Source organism: Paenibacillus terrae (assembly GCF_005217525.1).
Taxonomy (GTDB): Bacteria; Bacillota; Bacilli; order Paenibacillales; family Paenibacillaceae; genus Paenibacillus; species Paenibacillus terrae_C.
Window position 1 is genome coordinate 1 of record NZ_PNXQ01000001.1, and the last position, 16573, is coordinate 16573.

18 protein-coding genes and 1 other annotated feature are annotated in these 16573 nt (G+C 46.6%); all 18 genes read right to left on the minus strand.

Annotation, left to right across the window (positions count from 1 at the left end):
- Window positions 1–505: 505 nt before the first annotated feature.
- Window positions 506–2113 carry a LysM peptidoglycan-binding domain-containing protein gene (locus C1I60_RS00005; RefSeq protein WP_137059932.1) on the minus strand — a complete coding sequence of 536 codons (1608 nt, stop codon included), beginning with the start codon at window positions 2111–2113 and terminating at the stop codon, window positions 506–508.
- Between the two features lie 162 nt (window positions 2114–2275).
- The gene (gene ilvE, locus C1I60_RS00010; RefSeq protein ID WP_137059933.1) at window positions 2276–3160 is read right to left on the minus strand and encodes a branched-chain-amino-acid transaminase; all 885 of its coding nucleotides are present in this window, start codon (window positions 3158–3160) and stop codon (window positions 2276–2278) included.
- Between the two features lie 27 nt (window positions 3161–3187).
- Window positions 3188–4075, minus strand: a complete 888-nt coding sequence (gene pheA, locus C1I60_RS00015) for a prephenate dehydratase (RefSeq protein WP_137059934.1) — start codon at window positions 4073–4075, stop codon at window positions 3188–3190.
- Entirely contained in the window at window positions 4072–5040 is a 969-nt protein-coding gene (thrB, locus tag C1I60_RS00020; RefSeq protein ID WP_137059935.1) for a homoserine kinase, read from the minus strand. The genes pheA and thrB overlap by 4 nt, the downstream gene beginning before the upstream one ends.
- A 26-nt stretch (window positions 5041–5066) precedes the next feature.
- Complete coding sequence (locus C1I60_RS00025) at window positions 5067–6353, minus strand: homoserine dehydrogenase (protein WP_137059936.1); 1287 nt, start codon at window positions 6351–6353, stop codon at window positions 5067–5069.
- Between the two features lie 44 nt (window positions 6354–6397).
- A complete protein-coding gene (locus C1I60_RS00030; RefSeq protein WP_137059937.1) occupies window positions 6398–6835 on the minus strand; it encodes an ACT domain-containing protein in 438 nt (145 codons plus the stop codon).
- A gap of 157 nt (window positions 6836–6992) precedes the next feature.
- The gene (gene obgE / locus C1I60_RS00035) at window positions 6993–8303 is read right to left on the minus strand and encodes a GTPase ObgE (protein WP_137059938.1); all 1311 of its coding nucleotides are present in this window, start codon (window positions 8301–8303) and stop codon (window positions 6993–6995) included.
- Between the two features lie 13 nt (window positions 8304–8316).
- On the minus strand, window positions 8317–8919 hold the full coding sequence (locus C1I60_RS00040) for a Spo0B domain-containing protein (RefSeq protein WP_252361493.1): 603 nt from the start codon (window positions 8917–8919) through the stop codon (window positions 8317–8319).
- 282 nt (window positions 8920–9201) lie between these two features.
- Complete coding sequence (gene rpmA / locus C1I60_RS00045; RefSeq protein ID WP_137059940.1) at window positions 9202–9519, minus strand: 50S ribosomal protein L27; 318 nt, start codon at window positions 9517–9519, stop codon at window positions 9202–9204.
- A gap of 5 nt (window positions 9520–9524) precedes the next feature.
- Complete coding sequence (locus C1I60_RS00050) at window positions 9525–9863, minus strand: ribosomal-processing cysteine protease Prp (protein WP_137059941.1); 339 nt, start codon at window positions 9861–9863, stop codon at window positions 9525–9527.
- A 13-nt stretch (window positions 9864–9876) separates the two neighbouring features.
- A complete protein-coding gene (rplU, locus tag C1I60_RS00055) occupies window positions 9877–10188 on the minus strand; it encodes a 50S ribosomal protein L21 (RefSeq protein WP_014277583.1) in 312 nt (103 codons plus the stop codon).
- Window positions 10189–10201: 13 nt separating this feature from the next.
- Window positions 10202–10287 (minus strand) — a sequence feature (ribosomal protein L21 leader region).
- 96 nt (window positions 10288–10383) lie between these two features.
- Window positions 10384–11568, minus strand: coding sequence for an Rne/Rng family ribonuclease (locus C1I60_RS00060; protein ID WP_137059942.1), 1185 nt, complete (start codon window positions 11566–11568; stop codon window positions 10384–10386).
- Window positions 11569–11628: 60 nt separating this feature from the next.
- Window positions 11629–12507: a M50 family metallopeptidase gene (locus C1I60_RS00065; protein ID WP_137059943.1), complete on the minus strand. Its 879-nt coding sequence runs from the start codon at window positions 12505–12507 to the stop codon at window positions 11629–11631.
- Window positions 12500–13345 carry a peptidoglycan DD-metalloendopeptidase family protein gene (locus C1I60_RS00070; protein ID WP_137059944.1) on the minus strand — a complete coding sequence of 282 codons (846 nt, stop codon included), beginning with the start codon at window positions 13343–13345 and terminating at the stop codon, window positions 12500–12502. The genes C1I60_RS00065 and C1I60_RS00070 overlap by 8 nt, the downstream gene beginning before the upstream one ends.
- A gap of 288 nt (window positions 13346–13633) precedes the next feature.
- A complete protein-coding gene (gene minD, locus C1I60_RS00075; RefSeq protein WP_137059945.1) occupies window positions 13634–14431 on the minus strand; it encodes a septum site-determining protein MinD in 798 nt (265 codons plus the stop codon).
- A 3-nt stretch (window positions 14432–14434) separates the two neighbouring features.
- On the minus strand, window positions 14435–15097 hold the full coding sequence (gene minC / locus C1I60_RS00080; protein WP_137059946.1) for a septum site-determining protein MinC: 663 nt from the start codon (window positions 15095–15097) through the stop codon (window positions 14435–14437).
- Between the two features lie 82 nt (window positions 15098–15179).
- On the minus strand, window positions 15180–15710 hold the full coding sequence (gene mreD, locus C1I60_RS00085) for a rod shape-determining protein MreD (RefSeq protein ID WP_137059947.1): 531 nt from the start codon (window positions 15708–15710) through the stop codon (window positions 15180–15182).
- Window positions 15710–16537 carry a rod shape-determining protein MreC gene (mreC, locus tag C1I60_RS00090; RefSeq protein WP_342417993.1) on the minus strand — a complete coding sequence of 276 codons (828 nt, stop codon included), beginning with the start codon at window positions 16535–16537 and terminating at the stop codon, window positions 15710–15712. The genes mreD and mreC overlap by 1 nt, the downstream gene beginning before the upstream one ends.
- Window positions 16538–16573: the final 36 nt, after the last annotated feature.

Genomic DNA, 16573 nt, shown 5'->3' on the forward strand with positions numbered 1-16573 from the left:
TGACGAGATAAAATATCTCATTGTTCGCTTCCATTTTATACAGCCTGACGGCATGTACCAAAATTTCAGCGTTGGATTTTGCTAGCAAAATCCGTACTCACTCGTTGTTCAGTTTTCAAAGATCAAACCTACATCATATCTTGCTTTTGCCTTACTTCGTTTCACCACCGCATCTCAGCGGCGACTTAAATAATATATCACGTTTTCTAAGTCTTTGCAACACTTTTTTTCAGGAGAATTTTTCGAGCATTTTCATTCTGCTTTGTGTTCTAACTGTCTCAGAAAAGACAGCTATAACAATATATCATATTCTCCTGTTACTTAGCAACATCTTTTTTAATTGGTTTCTATGCCCAAATTCACTCGCCTCTAATCGAAAAGAAAAGACTGTCATTCCATTTTCAAGGAACGGACAGTCTTTCTATTTTATCATTCCACTCTTTCGGGTCAATCACAAGCTGATCTCGCCCTATGGAGTTTACCTCCACTTTTAAATTCCTTTTTGTCAGTCCTTAATCCAGGGATTTTTGCGAGAGCGGGCGCTACGTGCAGTGGAATGGGAAGCCATCGCTACCGTCTTACGGGACTTTTGATTTTTATCAGTACCATTTTTACCCGAAACCTTGGCTTTGGATGTATCTTCTTTGGCTGCACTGCCTGAGGTATCTTTCCCCTTGCCTTTACGCACGTTGCTATCTTTATGTTTGGGAGAAGAGTTAACTTCGTTTTGGGGTCCATTATTCAGGCTTTCACTGTTTTCCTGCGTTCCAGGGAAAGCAGGTACTGATTCCACATTCCCCTCCCGGCAGCCGCAGTCAGGCAAAAACATATAGGGAGTGGTATACCCCTCTAATGGATATACAGGTGCATTCTCATGGGCGAACGGATGATGCGGGAGATTTGCGGACTGTTGCCCTTGTAACTGGCTATTGTCCGATACATACCCGCTCATAGGTAAGCCGTGATGGTGGGATCCCCATTCATGACCCCACTGACTGCCTTGGGCTGCACTCTCAGGATGCTGCGGGTAACCCTGATGTATAAATGGAGGATAGACAGGATAGGATGTATTCTCAGCCGCTTCATAGCTTGGATGATACCCCGGGCACATGCAGTCCTGATAGACAGGATAGGGTGTTGGTTGAACATTTATAGGCGCTGTTTGTGCAGGTCCCCAACTCCATGGATGCTCACAGTCTTGCTGATATCCCTGGTTGGGGGCTACCGAAGGAGTCCATTGCTCTACAAAGGAAGTATTTACTGACGCATTTCCCCATGGCTGGGCAACCCCGATGCCTGGGTACCATGAGTTTGGACCCATATTTGCTGGTGAGTTGTAATCGTGCATTGGCTGCTGCATCGGCCATTGGGAATTTGTCGCTGCCTCCGAGTTCGTGCAACCGCAAAACTTCTCAGTTACAGGTTGAAGTTCAACATTTGCAGGCAGCTGTGGTTTGGGTTGAACTGGTTGGGAAGCTATAGGTTGAGGAGGGGCAGGGTTTACGGGCGTCGCTGGAATTTCGGGCATTTTCAATTCAGGCAGCTTGGGAACGTTCACTGTTTCCTTAGGCTGGGTCATCTGCTCTTTAGGGATAGGTGTGTTGTCTGGCTTGGGCTGAGTTAGCTCCGCTTTAGGTAGAGTCTGTTCAGCCTTGGTCTGGGGTAGGTTTTCGTTTTCATTATTTGCAGTTGGTGCTGGTGATTCTGCTTCAGGCTTTGTTGGCTCTTGCTTGACACCTGTGTTCTTCTTTTGATCGGAAGCAGGACTGTTCGCCTCGCCTTTGTATTGAGGAATATTGACGGTTTCCCCGACCAGTAGAGCATTCGGGTTTTTAAGTTGGGAATTGGCATCAATAATTAGCTTGAGCGGGACTCCCCATGCCTTGGACAACTTCCACAGTGAATCCCCCTGCTTGACTTTGTGCTGATAAACCGTTGATGGCTGTTCTTGCATCGCAACAGGGTCTGCCGGAATTTTGATTTTCTCGCCGATACTTAACTGGTTTGGATCAGCCAACTGGGGATTGGCCGCAATCACTTTTTCCAGTGACACATTATATTTCTGGGCAAGCAAGTACAGTGTGTCGCCTTTCTTAACGATGTGTATTTTCACAGGTCACAAACCTCCTAGACATTCGTTCGGGCAGGATAGGATAAACGCCCGGCTTCTGTTATTACATCCTATGCACTTCCCAGGCGAATGACCCCATAGAAACAAAAAAATCCTCTCAACCGAATTCCCTTGCGGGCATCCGGTCAAAAGGATTCACTATTTTTAATCCTGCCACACTTTATAGCCGTCTTGATCCACGATCTTGCGGAACTCGGCCAATAGCTCCAAAGTCACGGGACCCGCAACACCAGAACCAATCGTACGACCATCTACTTCATAAGCAGCAATAACTTCTGCTGCAGTTCCTGTAAAAAACACCTCATCAGCGACATACACATCATGTAGCGTAAAAGGCTGCTCCTTGAGCGCATAACCGAGCTCGGCGCACAAGTCGATAATAGCATTACGCGTGATACCCTCAAGCGCTCCCAGATAGCAAGGCGGCGTATACAATACTCCGTTTTTGACGATAAAAATGTTGTCTGCGGAGCCTTCCGTTACATATCCTTGGGAATTTAGCATAATAGCCTCGCCCACACCAGCATAGTTAGACTGGATTTTTACCAGGATGTTGTTGAGATAATTCAACGATTTGATTTTCGGATTCAGAGCATCTGGAATGTTACGACGCTGAGAGACGGAAATCGTCTTTAGCCCAGTCAGATAAGCTTCCTCGGGGTAGATGGCGAGTTGCTCCACGATAATGATAACACTTGCTTTCGGGCAGCGAAGAGGATCAAGTCCAAGATTCCCCGCACCACGCGATACAACCAAGCGAATGTATCCATTACGCATTTCGTTAAGACGAATCGTTTCCGCCATCGCTTCCAGCATTTCATCTGGAGACAACGGAATCTTTAACTGAATTGATTTTGCAGAATCGTACAGACGGTCCAAATGCTCTTTACATTTAAAAATATTACCGTTGTAAATTCGAATGCCTTCAAATATCCCGTCCCCGTACAAAAAACCATGATCATATACCGAAACCTTTGCATTTTCCTTAGTTACATGCTGTCCATCTAGATAAATCCATTGCTCTGCCATTAAGAACCGCACCTCCGATAATTATTCTTATAAAATAGGTTTCCCTGCTTCAATATACTTGTAGCTTGGATAGGAACCAAGGATGCGCACGTGACATCCCAAAGCCTCAATCTCTGCAAATGCTGCGGGAAGCAGGACGGAATCCAGAGATTCCAAAATTTCAATGTAAAAATAGTAGTTTCCCAGTTGCTTTTTGGTCGGGCGCGATTCAATCCGTGACAGATTCAACCTGCGCCACGCAAATGCAGATAATACCTGATGCAACGCCCCCGGAAAATCCTGCGGTGGTGTCACCAGAATACTGGTCCGTTGACCTTCAGGTTTACGCGGGAGGCTGATAGGCTGATGGCCGATCAGGACAAAGCGGGTAAAGTTATTATCGTGATCCGTCACCTTGCTGACCAAAATATCCAATCCGTGCTTGGAAGCCGCAAGCTTGGTTCCCAGAGCAGTCCAACCTTTGCCCGGATTATTTTTAACAATTTCGACGGCTTCTGCCGTACTTCCTGCACTCTCCAGCTCAGCCTGAGCAGCCGTAGTCTGTATGAACTCCTTACACTGCGGAAGCGCCACGGGATGAGACATAATTTTGACCACTTTGCTCAAATCCAGCTCGCCCCGGTCATTGGTAAATTCACTGCGATATCCAATGAGGTTTTGAATAGAAGGGTACACCCATTCCGCTTGCATCTGAATGTCCACTTCATGCACAAGCCAATCCATATGCAAACTTACAGAGCCATCAATTGTATTCTCAATCGGAATTACACTGTAGTCAGCCTTTCCCTTGTCCACAGCCTGAAATACATCTGCTATATACTTATAAAACAGTAATTCATAGGGCGTATCCCCTATCAAATACCGAATCGCTTCATGGGAAACGGTCCCCTCCGGAAGAAGTGCGATTCTTTTCATATCGTAACTTCCCCTTTAATCATGTCCATAAAAGGAATCTCTTCCTCATCAGTATATACTTTAACGCCTTCGCTCTCTGGGCGCAATTTTAAAACAGATGCAGTGATTCCTTTCTTGCCCATCGTTTCAGTTAAATACTGTTCCAGTTCCGTTCTCCGGTTCTCCCGGCGATCCGCCAATGCCAACAAGGTCGGTCCGGCTCCGCTAAGAGCCACACCCAAAGCACCATAATGATGTGCATCCTGCAAAATCTCCGTCATACCCGGCACAAGCGCCGCCCGATAAGGCTGGTGAAGCCGATCCTGCATCGCCTCGGCGATCAAATCGGTTCGGCCTGATGCCAATGCCGCTACGAGCATCGAAGCATGGCTCACATTGTATACAGCATCTTTCAAGGATACATGTGCGGGCAGAACCTCTCTGGCCTTGGAGGTAGACAATTGGAAATCTGGAATGACTACCAAGACCTCCAGATTCGCATCCGGCTCAAGCCGTAAATGTTTAGCATGTTTGCCATCCCACATCGCTGTAATAATGCCGCCAAACAAAGAGGCACCCACATTGTCAGGATGATTTTCAATAGCACTTGCCATGTCAAACAGCTTGGAATTTGGCAGAGGTGAGCCGATCAGCGTATTTGCAGCCACAAGCGCACCCACAATGGCTGAAGCACTACTGCCTAAACCACGGGTAAGTGGAATATCCGAATACATCGAAATATCCAACTCAGGAACTGTTACTCCAGCCTCCTGAAAAACCATTTGTGCTACTTTATAAATCAGATTCGTTTTATCCTGGGGAATGCCGTTCATTTCGTCCCCGTATAAATGGAAAGCCGTCTGTCCGGCTTCTTTCAATTCAACCCATGCATACAAGGACAACGCCATGCCCAGTGTATCAAAACCAGGGCCTAAATTGGCGGTACTTGCAGGCACACGCACTCTTGCGCTTTTCAAAACGGTCATACAAACAATCCCCCTGCTTTTTTGAACTATCCCTCTACCCGATACACACTCTTGATGCGCCGAATGACATCCAGAGATTCAAAATGCTCCAGAACCTTTTTCATACTCGCCTTACTGGCCAAATGGGTTACGATAATAATTTCAGCATCTGGATTGACCTCATTAGGCTGCTGCACCACAGATGCCAGACTGACGTTGAATTCAGCAAATACCTGCGTGATCTGCGCCAATACTCCGGCCTTATCATCTACATGCAAGAGTACGAAGTTTTTGAAATACACATCCTCGTCACTGCTGATTTTTTTAGGGTTATAAGGTACGATGGCCTTAAGCCCATTCACGCCGAGCTTGAGGTTCTTCACTACAGCAACCAAATCAGCAACAACCGATGTAGCTGTCGGCATTTCTCCTGCGCCCGCACCGTAGAACATGGTTTCACCCACGGCTTCTCCGTGTACATAAACCGCGTTGAATACCCCGTTCACTGAGGCCAAAGGATGCTGCTTGCGTACCATCGTCGGCTGAACATTGATCGTAAATTCATCACCCTGGCGCTCCGCAATGCCAAGCAGTTTCATTTCATAGCCCAGTGTTTTGGCAAAAGCGATATCCTCACTGGATACCTTTGAAATACCAGTAACACTTACGTCCTTAAGCTCTACATCGGAACGGAAGCCGAGCGTACCAAGGATAGCCATTTTGCGGGCAGCATCCAGGCCCTCCACGTCTGAAGTCGGATCAGATTCTGCGTATCCAAGCTTCTGCGCTTCCTTGAGAACTTCCTCGTAAGAAGCCCCCTCCTGACTCATTTTGGTTAAAATGAAATTGGTTGTACCGTTCACAATCCCCATAATACGAGTAATGCGATCTGAGGAGAAGCCTTCAATCAGCGTACGAATAATCGGAATACCGCCCGCTACACTAGCTTCATAAAAAATATCACACTGCTTTTCCTGCGCCTTCGCCAGCACTTCAGAGCCATGCAGAGCCATTAAGTCCTTGTTCGCTGTTACGATATGCTTTCCGCGCTCCAGCGCTTCAAGAATGTACTTCTTCGTCTGATCCACGCCACCCATGACTTCGATAATAACATCAATCTCGGGATCACGGATGACCTCCCACGGATCCTCTGTAAGCTTGGTGGGATCGACTTCAATGGAACGATATTTCTCTATATTTTTCACAGCTATTTTCTCAATAATGATCGGCGAACCGACTTGTCTGCTCAAATCTTCCTGATTTCCTTCCACGATTCGAACGACTCCCGTTCCTACCGTTCCTAACCCTAACAATCCTACTTTGACCGGTTTCATCCATTCCCCTCCTGCTAACTTATATCTGATGAGCTTTATAGCTCTTAACCTTGCCCAATCAGGCGAACACGCTTAACACCGGATATAGTCTCCAGTCCCTCCAGCAGAACCCCAAGCTCTTCACTGAGTCTGGACATTTCTACTGAAATGACAACGTTGGCTCTGCCTTGCAGCGGGATGCTCTGCTGGATCGTTAGCACATTGCCTCCGTAATCTGCCACCTTGCCGAGAACTCTGGACAGCATGCCGGATTGATGCTCCAAATCAATGGAGATATTGACAATTCGCTCACGCTCCAACTGGTTGACCAAATGAATACCATTCTTATATTTATAAAAGGCGCTTCGACTTAGCCCGACTTGCTCCACGGCGTCATGCACGGTTTTAGCATCTCCCGAAGCAAGCAACAGCTTGACCTGGATCGTCTTAACGATAGCTTCAGGTAAAATATCTTCCCGTACCAAGTAATAGCGCTCTTTCACGAACGTCCTCTCCTCAAAGACTTATGTTTTTGTATAGAGGACATTATATCGAATCTCGTAACAATCGGCAAGCCAACGGTACAAAAAACGGCTACTGCCGTCTATAGGGTTTCCTATAGCGTAGTAACCGTCCATACTTCAGACAAGTATTTAATTTTTAATAATAGCTGCTGCCTTCCACGAATTCAAATTCGAAATCGGCAATGCGTACAGACGTCCCATCAACGGCACCACGCTTGCGCAGCTCAGCATCCACACCCATATGGCGCAATGTTCTTGCTAACTTTAAAACCGCATCGTGCGAATTCAGCTGCATACGCTTCATCATGCGCTCGATTTTGACACTGTGGACCACGAATGTATCATTGTCACGCACAATGGTGAAACTTTCATCCTCTGCCTTATCCAGCTTAAACACCTTACGTTCATTCACTTCTGCTACTTCCTCAACAATTGGCTCGTCCGGTATTTGATCCAACAGATCAGCAGCCCGATAGAGCAATTCCTTTACGCCTTGGCGCGTCAACGAGGAAATGGGCATAATTTCGAGATCTGGACGAACAGCAGCGATTTGCTCCTTGAATTGAGCCAGATTTTCTTCCGATTCCGGCATATCCATTTTATTCGCCGCCACAATTTGTGGACGCTCGGCTAATGCCGCGTTATATTGCTTTAATTCGTCGTTGATTTTAGTCCAATCCTCAAACGGATCACGCCCCTCAGAACCCGCCATATCCACGACGTGAATAATAATACGTGTCCGTTCAATGTGCCGCAGGAATTCATGTCCCAGTCCTATGCCTTCATGAGCTCCCTCAATCAATCCAGGCAGATCAGCCATAACAAAGTTGCGATGGTCGCCTATATCTACAACACCCAAATTAGGCGTAATCGTTGTAAAATGGTAGGCACCTATTTTCGGCTTTGCAGAAGATACTACCGACAGCAATGTGGACTTACCTACACTAGGGAAACCAACCAAGCCTACATCGGCCATTACTTTAAGCTCAAGGGTAATATAACGTTCCTGTCCCTCTCCGCCGTTCTCAGCCAGCTCAGGCGCTGGATTGTTTGGTGTGGCAAAACGAATATTTCCGCGCCCTCCACGTCCGCCTTTGGCCACAATGACCTGCTGACCATGACGTGTCATATCTGCCACTACTTCACCCGTATCATCATCCATGATAACTGTACCCGGAGGTATTCGTACGATCATATGATCCGCATTGGCTCCATGCTGGCTTTTGTTGCGGCCTTTTTCTCCTCGTTTAGCTTTAAAATGCCGCTGGTACCGAAAATCCATTAAGGTACGCAAACCTTCATCGACACGGAAAATCACGTCTCCACCGTTACCTCCATCACCGCCACCAGGGCCGCCTTCGGGAACGTATTTCTCACGGCGAAATGCAATCAACCCGTCTCCACCGTCGCCGCCCTTAACAAAAATCTTCGCTTTATCTACAAACATGGTTACACCTTCCTTATGTCTGACACTGCATCCTAATTTGAAGCATTTCTCCCGTAGGAAGCTTCTCTGTTCGAATGCGTTCACTTCCGTGTCCGGATCTGACCTGCTTTAACAAATTCAAATCAGCAGGCATGTCACTGCCTTCAAACCGGACGATAACATCATTCTGATCCATACCGAAATTAAGTGTCAATCTGCGCACTTCTCCCCAGGACGACCGGCCCCCGCCATATTGATACGCACGTACCGTTTCTATGACGGCCGAGGCAAGCGACTCGCCGTCTTCGGGAGACATGACAGCGTCCAACTTTAAATGCTCCTCAACCTGAACCATCAACTGTAAATTTCCGGCGTTCACGCGAAAAGATTGCAAATAAAACACCAGCGAGGGAATACCCAGCTTGGATATTTTACTGTCCTCCGCCACGCGCCCTTTTATTATTTCCACATAAGCAGCCGATTTATCATGCTTATTCATACGAATATAGCCATAAAGCACCTGCAAGTCATTCATCCAGTCATGCCGGTGATGATTAAGAGCTGCGATAGCTGTACGCTCCAAAGAACGCAATGCAGCTTTCCGCTCAGCTTCAACCTGTCTCTGTATATACCGCATGCTAAAACAGGCGGCAATAACAGACCACGCGGCTAATATGATTATCGTTAGTGCTGCAGGATAGAGTAGTGAAAAAACCAAAGGAATCAGAATGGAACCCAACGCCAGATGAGGTGTTCTAATCCGCTGGAACATAGCTTCTCTCCGTTCTGCGATAATTAAAATGGATTAACGATGAACCTTAATCCAGTATAGCACAGACTGACTTTCCAGTTCATTACCATCATACAAAAAAGCCTCCGACAAAATTGCCGGAGGCTTTTCAGCGTGTCTAAGCCGCTATTAAGCTTCTACAGTAGCTGCTACTGGAGCAACGTCAATCGGGTAGATGCTCACCTTTTTGCGATCACGGCCCCAACGTTCGAACTTCACAACGCCGTCCACTTTCGCGAACAGAGTGTCGTCCTTACCGATGCCCACGTTCGTGCCCGGGTGAATTTTCGTTCCGCGTTGACGAACCAGGATGCTACCGCCGGTAACTGTTTGACCGTCAGCACGTTTCACGCCAAGACGTTTCGATTGACTGTCACGTCCGTTTTTCGTGGAACCTACACCTTTTTTCGATGCGAATAATTGAAGATCCAATGTCAATTTCAACATGATGTCTACCTCCTTCTTTGTTTATTTTCTATTTGAATATACTTACCGTATGATTCAGCAATACTTGTCAGCATAATCACCATGGATTCCAGCAGCAGTTGTACCTGCGCGTTCGCATCATGATGAACTTCGGGGGGAAGATACGCGCTCAAAAAGCCGTATTCTATTTCCGATTCCATATCAACGTGTGTAAGAGCTTCAATCGAATTGACCGTCCCTACAGTTACCGCTGATACGCCAGCACATACGATATCCTCACCAGATTTGGCGTAATTCGCATGACCTTTAATGGAAAATCCCTGTATGCTGCCATCCTCCAGTCGTGTAATACGCACGATAATCACTTATCGCACCCTCTTACGCTTGGATTTTTCCAATCGTCACTTTCGTGTACGGTTGACGATGACCTTGCTTCACATGGTAGTTCTTTTTAGGTTTGTATTTGTATACAATGACCTTTTGGCCTTGACCATGTTTCTCAACTGTAGCTGTTACAGTAGCTCCGGAAAGAAGCGGTGTACCTGTAGTCAAGCCATTGTCGCTAGATACTGCCAGAACACGGTTGAACGTTACAGTTTCACCATCGGTAGCTTCCAACTTCTCGATAAACAATACATCGCCCTCTTGAACTTTGTATTGCTTACCACCTGTTTCAATAATTGCGTACATTTGCTTGCACCTCCTTATGTCTCAGACTCGCCTAATCGCAGGTGACAACTTCCCTGAGGATGCTGTACTTCAACCTGATTGGAGCGGTTACAGCATGTGCAGCCAATCTTACGCATGACACATACTAAAAGATTGTAGCATAAGCTTCGCCCACATTCAACCTCTAGTTTAAAATGATTTTGGAAACGCATTGCCTTATAAAATCGTCTTTTCCTCGCGTACCTTTTTTCGAGTCATCTCCAGAAGTCCTAGCCGTGTCCAGCCAACGACATATGATTTGGTTCGGTCTTTTTTCAGCCTAGACTCCAGCACAGAGGACACTTCACGTCGGTTCTCCTCTTGTTCCATGTCAATAAAATCAATAATGATAATGCCCCCGATATCACGTACACGCAGCAGCCGGGCAATCTCTTCGGCCGCCTCGATGTTAGTCCGGGTCACCGTCTCTTCCAGATTGCTACCCCCCGTAAATTTCCCAGTGTTCACATCAATGACGGTCAGTGCCTCTGTATGGTCGATGATGATATATCCACCGCCCTGAAGCCATACTTTTCGCGCAAAATCACGTTCCAGTTGCTCATGGATACCATAGGTTTTAAATATGGTCTCTTCTGCACCACGAAATATGCTCACATGAGCTTTCTCCGAACTGATTTGACGTAGTAATATTTCTGCTTCCCTCGCCTGTTCCTCACTGTCAATAATCAGCTCATCCTGCTCCGGTGTAAACACATCCCGTATCAAACGCTGGACGATGCTCAAATCCCGGTGCAGCTCACATGGAGCAGAGTGTTCAGTAGCTTTACGCTGAATGACTTCCCATTGCTGACGCAACTGGTTCAGGTCATTTTCAACCGCTTCTCTGCTCATTTCCTCCGAAACTGTACGAATAATGACTCCTTCCTCACCCGTTCGAAGGTGCTCTCCCATCGCTTTCAGACGAGCCCGTTCTCCCTCACGCTCGATCTTTTTGGATACAGCCACATAATCGGCGCCAGGCATGTATACAATCCAGCGACCCGGAAGTGAAAAATGAGTGGTTACTCTGGCACCTTTGCTACCCACGGCCTCTTTCAACACCTGCACTACAATTTCTTGTCCAACTTTCAACAGCTCGGAAATGGACGGCTTCATCTCAGGTTGCTTGTCCAAATGGGCGTGAAGTACGTCATCCACATATAAAAAGGCATTCTTTCGCTGTCCAATATCAACAAAGGCAGCTTGCATTCCCGGCAGTACATTGACGACTCTGGCTTTGAAAAAGGAGCCAAGAATTCCCCGCTTTCGCGGCAATTCAGCTGCATATTCTACCAATCGTCCCTCTTCCAACAGTACCATTTGGGTCATCTGCTGCTGGCATTGTACAATCATTTGCTTCATGGTTTTTCAACCTCTCTAGATACAGCCTCTTTCCTCAACTTATAAAAACGGCTAACTTTTCTATTTAGGTTTGGATTTTCCGCCATCCGGCGGACGCGCTGCAAAATAAGAGCGAATAAGGCGTTGCTCTGGCAATACGGCTACAATCCGTCCCTGCTCATTCATGACATAAACCATATGATATCGGTCCCTTTTGAAAAGACGCAAAACAGGCTCCAAATGTTTCATAGGCAAGGATACAATTGGCAAGGCAATACTTCCCTTGGCCGCCTCGCGGTAAAAGAGCTCGTCCCTTCCCAGCAAAAAACGTATAAAACGATAGGGGATATTACGATAATCCACAATATTAGAATAAAGCAAAAAAATCCCTACCGCCAGCAGATTTAAATGCACAGGTCCATTTTGCCTTAATAACGGGGAAACACCATAGATACAAAATAGCAGGCTGGTCACGATGCTGGCTCGAAAAGTCCAAACTAGAGTACGGTGATACGGGATGATTAAGCTCAGCAGCGCCTGCATTATTTTCCCGCCATCCAGTGGTAAAATCGGGAGCAGATTGAACAGTGCAATGACAGCATTTCCCTGAATCATATAATTTATATATTCATGCCCCACTCCGCTCACATTTCTTAGCAATAGAAGGATGACAATCATAATTCCGTTTTGCAAAGGACCAGCCAGCGCAATGACAATCTCCTTCCACGCGTTGAGCTTTCCCTGATCGTCAATGACGGCCACCCCTCCAAAGGGTAGCATCTGTATGGTCAGTACTCGCGCCCCCAACAACGCGGCAGCTGTCGCATGTCCCAGCTCATGAATGAACACCAGCGTAAACAAAGTCATGATCTCGATAAAATGCCCTGTCAACACAGAGGTCAGCATCACCAGCACGAACAGTGGATGCAGAGACAAATTCACACCCCGGACATTAATCAAGGGCTACCACTTCCGCAGGATCGATATATTGATTTCCTCTCTGCACCGCAAAAAACAGAGTCGCCGCCTCACTGCCACTATGGCCTGCTGGCAGCACACCGACCTCGTCCCCCTCCTGGACCCAATCGTTCACCTTTAAGGTAGAGCGAGATAGACGTCCGTACGTTACGGTAATGCCGCCCGTGTGACGAATTGTAATTGTAATTCCACTTTCCGGGTGATTGAATATGTCCAGCACACGTCCCGCATCTATACTTTTGACAGCGATTGCCCCAATACCAGCAGCATTGGGTACAATTTCCACTCCTTTGAGACTTAGTGCAAATGGCTGTGTTATATTCCCTTGAATTGGAGGAGAGCCTTTGCGGACTGCGTTCACCTTGTATGTTTCAGGCTTCTCTCCAAAGATTGGTAAAAAGGACGGGGTCCCATCAAAATAAGTTTCATACCATTGTCCAGCGGCTGCAAAATCCATATCCTTATTTAAGGCATCGGCGATAAACATTCTCAAATTGACGGCATAGGGAACATCCCAGCGAAATAATCCCCACACCAATCCAAACAACACTGTAGCGAATACAGACCTGCGCCAAAAAGAAATCCAAAAAGAAGGACGCCGGTTCTCCCCAAAAGATTGCTGCCAGCGTTGTCGTTCATTTTTCCATTCGGTTTCCGGGTCTCTGGGTCTGTTGGTACTGACTGCTGGCATCGGCTTCATTTCCCTGTTCCTGTGCCTGTCCTGATTCATGCCTAAGGAATACTCTTCCGCTTTGTTTCTCGCGATCAGCTGCTGTATGCGTTCTTCTCTGCGCTGCTTGATTCCGGAGTTTTTATTCATCCTGTTCCAGCCCCCCAGCGAGGTATGTTTGGTACATCTTATGAGGACGGGCTCCAACTTATGTTGTCCGGTTCGGGATTACGTATCTGAAAATGAAAAAATCCGGCGCAAGCGCACCGGATGGTCTGTATATAGCGGTTATGTAGTGAGTCTGAAATTAAGATTCAGGATTTATAGAAGTTTAAAAGGGCAAACCAAAAACACTTAAATAAGTACATTACTTATTTAAGTGTTCGTAAGATCAAATCACACGCGGAGCCGTCTCCCAGCCATAACTCACTGTTTTTTTCATCCACCCATACCAAAAAATTTCTTAAACCGAGTCATCACGCTTTTCTTCTGATCCAATTGCATGAGCGGAACTGTGTCACCCAAAATCCGTCTAGCAATGTTACGGTAAGCAATCGCTGCCTGTGAATCGGGATTCATGACGGTAGGCTCTCCTGTATTGGCTGCCTTGATTACCATTTCATCATCTGGCACAATCCCAATGAGGTCTATGCTGAGCACTTGTAAGATGCCATCAATATCCAGCATATCCCCGGATTTGACCATACTGTTACGGATACGGTTAACCACCAGTTTTGGCGAGATCACATGCGAGCTTTCCAGTAATCCGATAACCCGGTCAGCATCACGCACAGCAGCGTTTTCCGGTGTCGTTATGACAATGGCCTGATCCGCTCCGGCAATAGCATTTTTGAAGCCCTGCTCAATACCCGCAGGACAGTCAATCAATATATATTCAAAATCCTTTTTAAGCTCCAAAATAATATCCTTAACCTGCTCTGGCGTTACGGCACTTTTGTCCTTGGTCTGAGCAGCAGGCAGCATATACAGCTCCTCAAAGCGCTTATCCTTGACCAGAGCCTGATTTAAACGGCAACGACCTTCCACTACATCGACCAGATCATAAATAATCCGATTTTCCAGACCCATAACAACATCCAGATTACGCAAGCCGATATCCGTATCCACCAAGCACACCTTTTTGCCGAGCAGTGCCAGCGCTGTTCCTATATTGGCTGACGTCGTCGTTTTGCCGACGCCGCCTTTTCCTGAAGTGACGACGATAGCCTCTCCCATGTGCTACACCCCTTTGAACACGTTAAAATCGCGGCCCAGACGCACAATATTACTCATTTTATCTATTTGCATGGCGCCGTCCTTGAGATACGCAAATTCCATTCCGGATTCACGCGTCTCCCATTCATCGGGTGGACGACTGATCATTTCGGAAATTCGCAGCTGTGTTGGTGCAAAATAGGAGGCTGCGATAATTGCTTCGCCATTTCCCTCCATCCCTGCATGTGCCATACCTCGGAGGGCACCGAGGACATAGATATCACCAGTACACGTTATAATTCCACCGGGGTTCACATCTCCCAAAAAGAGCAAATTCCCGTTATGATGAAGCACCTGGCCTGAACGGATAATCCCTGTCACGGTGTGAATGGGAGCTTCCCCCTGCACTTCTGAAGGCAGTCCGGGCGATTCAACGGACCGTATGAGCAAATTCCCCTTCTGTCTCAAAATCTCCAGAATGCTTTCCTTCTGTTCCTCCGTCACTTCCCGGCTTCCCAGCTTAATGTCTACATGAATAATCGGGCCGGTTAAAATATTTTGATGACTGTGCTCCAGCTTGAAACGCAGCTCACCCAGCAAATCCTCAAACTCGCATTGATCGTCCAGAAGGAAAACCAGGCCGTCTTTGATGCCTTTAATCGTGACATGATTCGATTTAACCGCCATTAGCCTGTCCCTCCTATCTCAATCATTTCGTCCCCGGAACGTGAAATCCCTGCTAACCCGGACAAAATGTGTGTAAAAAGACCTAGACATTCTCTTCCTTTTTCACACGGATACCCAAACGCTGCAATTGCTTGCGAACTGGGACGTAAATGATGAGGGCGAACAGAAAATGGATAAATAAATCAGGAATCATATATTGGGCCAGCGCCCAATCAAAATTCTGATGGTTCAGCTGAAACAAATGATCAATAGCAAAAAGCATGGAATCCAGCAGAAAACTGCCGAGCAGCACAGCTCCCATCATAATAGGCATCGGCGCACGGCGAGCTGTAAATACCAGCCCCAGCAAATAAGCCGACAATCCCATTGCAAAAGAGTAAGGTCCGATAATAAACCCGTAATACACAACATCGTGAATAAGTCCAAAAACAATACCCAGTACCAATGCTGTATGGCGACTATAATATACGGATACGAACAGAATGACGACAAACACTAAATTCGGAACCATTCTCGGATGCCAACTATCCGGAAGAAGCCACGGAAGAATCGTTCCTTCAGCTATAAACAGTGCAAACAGCAGCAGTATTAAAACCTGACCGCGTATCTTCATTATTCCGGTACCTCAGGCGTGTAAAGAACGAGCAATTCTTTCCAATCCACAAAGCTGGCTGCAGGTTTGATAATCGCTGTACGTGTTTGTCCAAACTCGCCAACCTGGATTTTTTCTACTGTACCGATCAACAGATTTTTACGGAACTTCCCGCCTGCTCCGGACGTAATGATCTGATCACCTTTTGCGATGGTGTCACCTTCCGCAATCCTCGTCATTTGGAATGTATTCGTAGCCGGATCATAGCTTTCAATCATACCGAACGAAGTATTTTCCTTGCCCAGTGCTGTCGCTGCGATAGCATAAGAATTTGGATTTTTAGGGTCTAATGTAGTCAATAGCGTAACTGTTGAAGTGAAGTTCGCTGTGCGGCTAATAACCCCTACAAATCCTTCAAGTGATCTGACTTCCTGACCAACCTTGGCTCCGTCCTTTTCACCAATGTCAATGACAAGTGTTTTGGAATCATTGCTGACGCTATTGACCTGTGCAATACGATAATCATATTGATTTTTGGACTTTTGCGTTTGGGTGAATTTCAGTTCTTGCTCAAGTCTGGCGTTAGTCTCTTTTAAGTTAGAAGTCTGAATCTGCTCGGCGGTTAACTGAGCTACAGCAATTTTCAACCGTTCATTTTCACTAAAAATGCTTCGCATATTCCCGATATCTTCAAAGAAGCCCGCTATTGCTGAAGCGGGCTTGTAGAAGATACCTTGCACAAAGCCAATTGAATCTCTGGCGAACTTTTCCGGCCAGGTTAAGGAATTTCTCTGTCCAAGTGTAATCCCCATAAGGGCAATAAACAGAACGATTCCAATCAATAGAATAAATAGTCTTTTATTGCCAAACAGCTTAAACAGTTC

Bases quoted from the DNA above. Each gene is read 5' to 3' on its own strand.
- C1I60_RS00060 (WP_137059942.1), bottom strand. From the start codon at position 11,568: ATGAAGCAAATGATTGTACAATGCCAGCAGCAGATGACCCAAATGGTA.
- rpmA (WP_137059940.1), bottom strand. From the start codon at position 9,519: ATGTTGAAATTGACATTGGATCTTCAATTATTCGCATCGAAAAAAGGT.
- minD (WP_137059945.1), bottom strand. From the start codon at position 14,431: ATGGGAGAGGCTATCGTCGTCACTTCAGGAAAAGGCGGCGTCGGCAAA.
- C1I60_RS00070 (WP_137059944.1), bottom strand. From the start codon at position 13,345: ATGAATAAAAACTCCGGAATCAAGCAGCGCAGAGAAGAACGCATACAG.
- minC (WP_137059946.1), bottom strand. From the start codon at position 15,097: ATGGCGGTTAAATCGAATCATGTCACGATTAAAGGCATCAAAGACGGC.
- ilvE (WP_137059933.1), bottom strand. From the start codon at position 3,160: ATGGCAGAGCAATGGATTTATCTAGATGGACAGCATGTAACTAAGGAA.
- C1I60_RS00040 (WP_252361493.1), bottom strand. From the start codon at position 8,919: ATGCGGTATATACAGAGACAGGTTGAAGCTGAGCGGAAAGCTGCATTG.
- thrB (WP_137059935.1), bottom strand. From the start codon at position 5,040: ATGACCGTTTTGAAAAGCGCAAGAGTGCGTGTGCCTGCAAGTACCGCC.
- obgE (WP_137059938.1), bottom strand. From the start codon at position 8,303: ATGTTTGTAGATAAAGCGAAGATTTTTGTTAAGGGCGGCGACGGTGGA.
- mreD (WP_137059947.1), bottom strand. From the start codon at position 15,710: ATGAAGATACGCGGTCAGGTTTTAATACTGCTGCTGTTTGCACTGTTT.
- rplU (WP_014277583.1), bottom strand. From the start codon at position 10,188: ATGTACGCAATTATTGAAACAGGTGGTAAGCAATACAAAGTTCAAGAG.
- C1I60_RS00025 (WP_137059936.1), bottom strand. From the start codon at position 6,353: ATGAAACCGGTCAAAGTAGGATTGTTAGGGTTAGGAACGGTAGGAACG.
- pheA (WP_137059934.1), bottom strand. From the start codon at position 4,075: ATGAAAAGAATCGCACTTCTTCCGGAGGGGACCGTTTCCCATGAAGCG.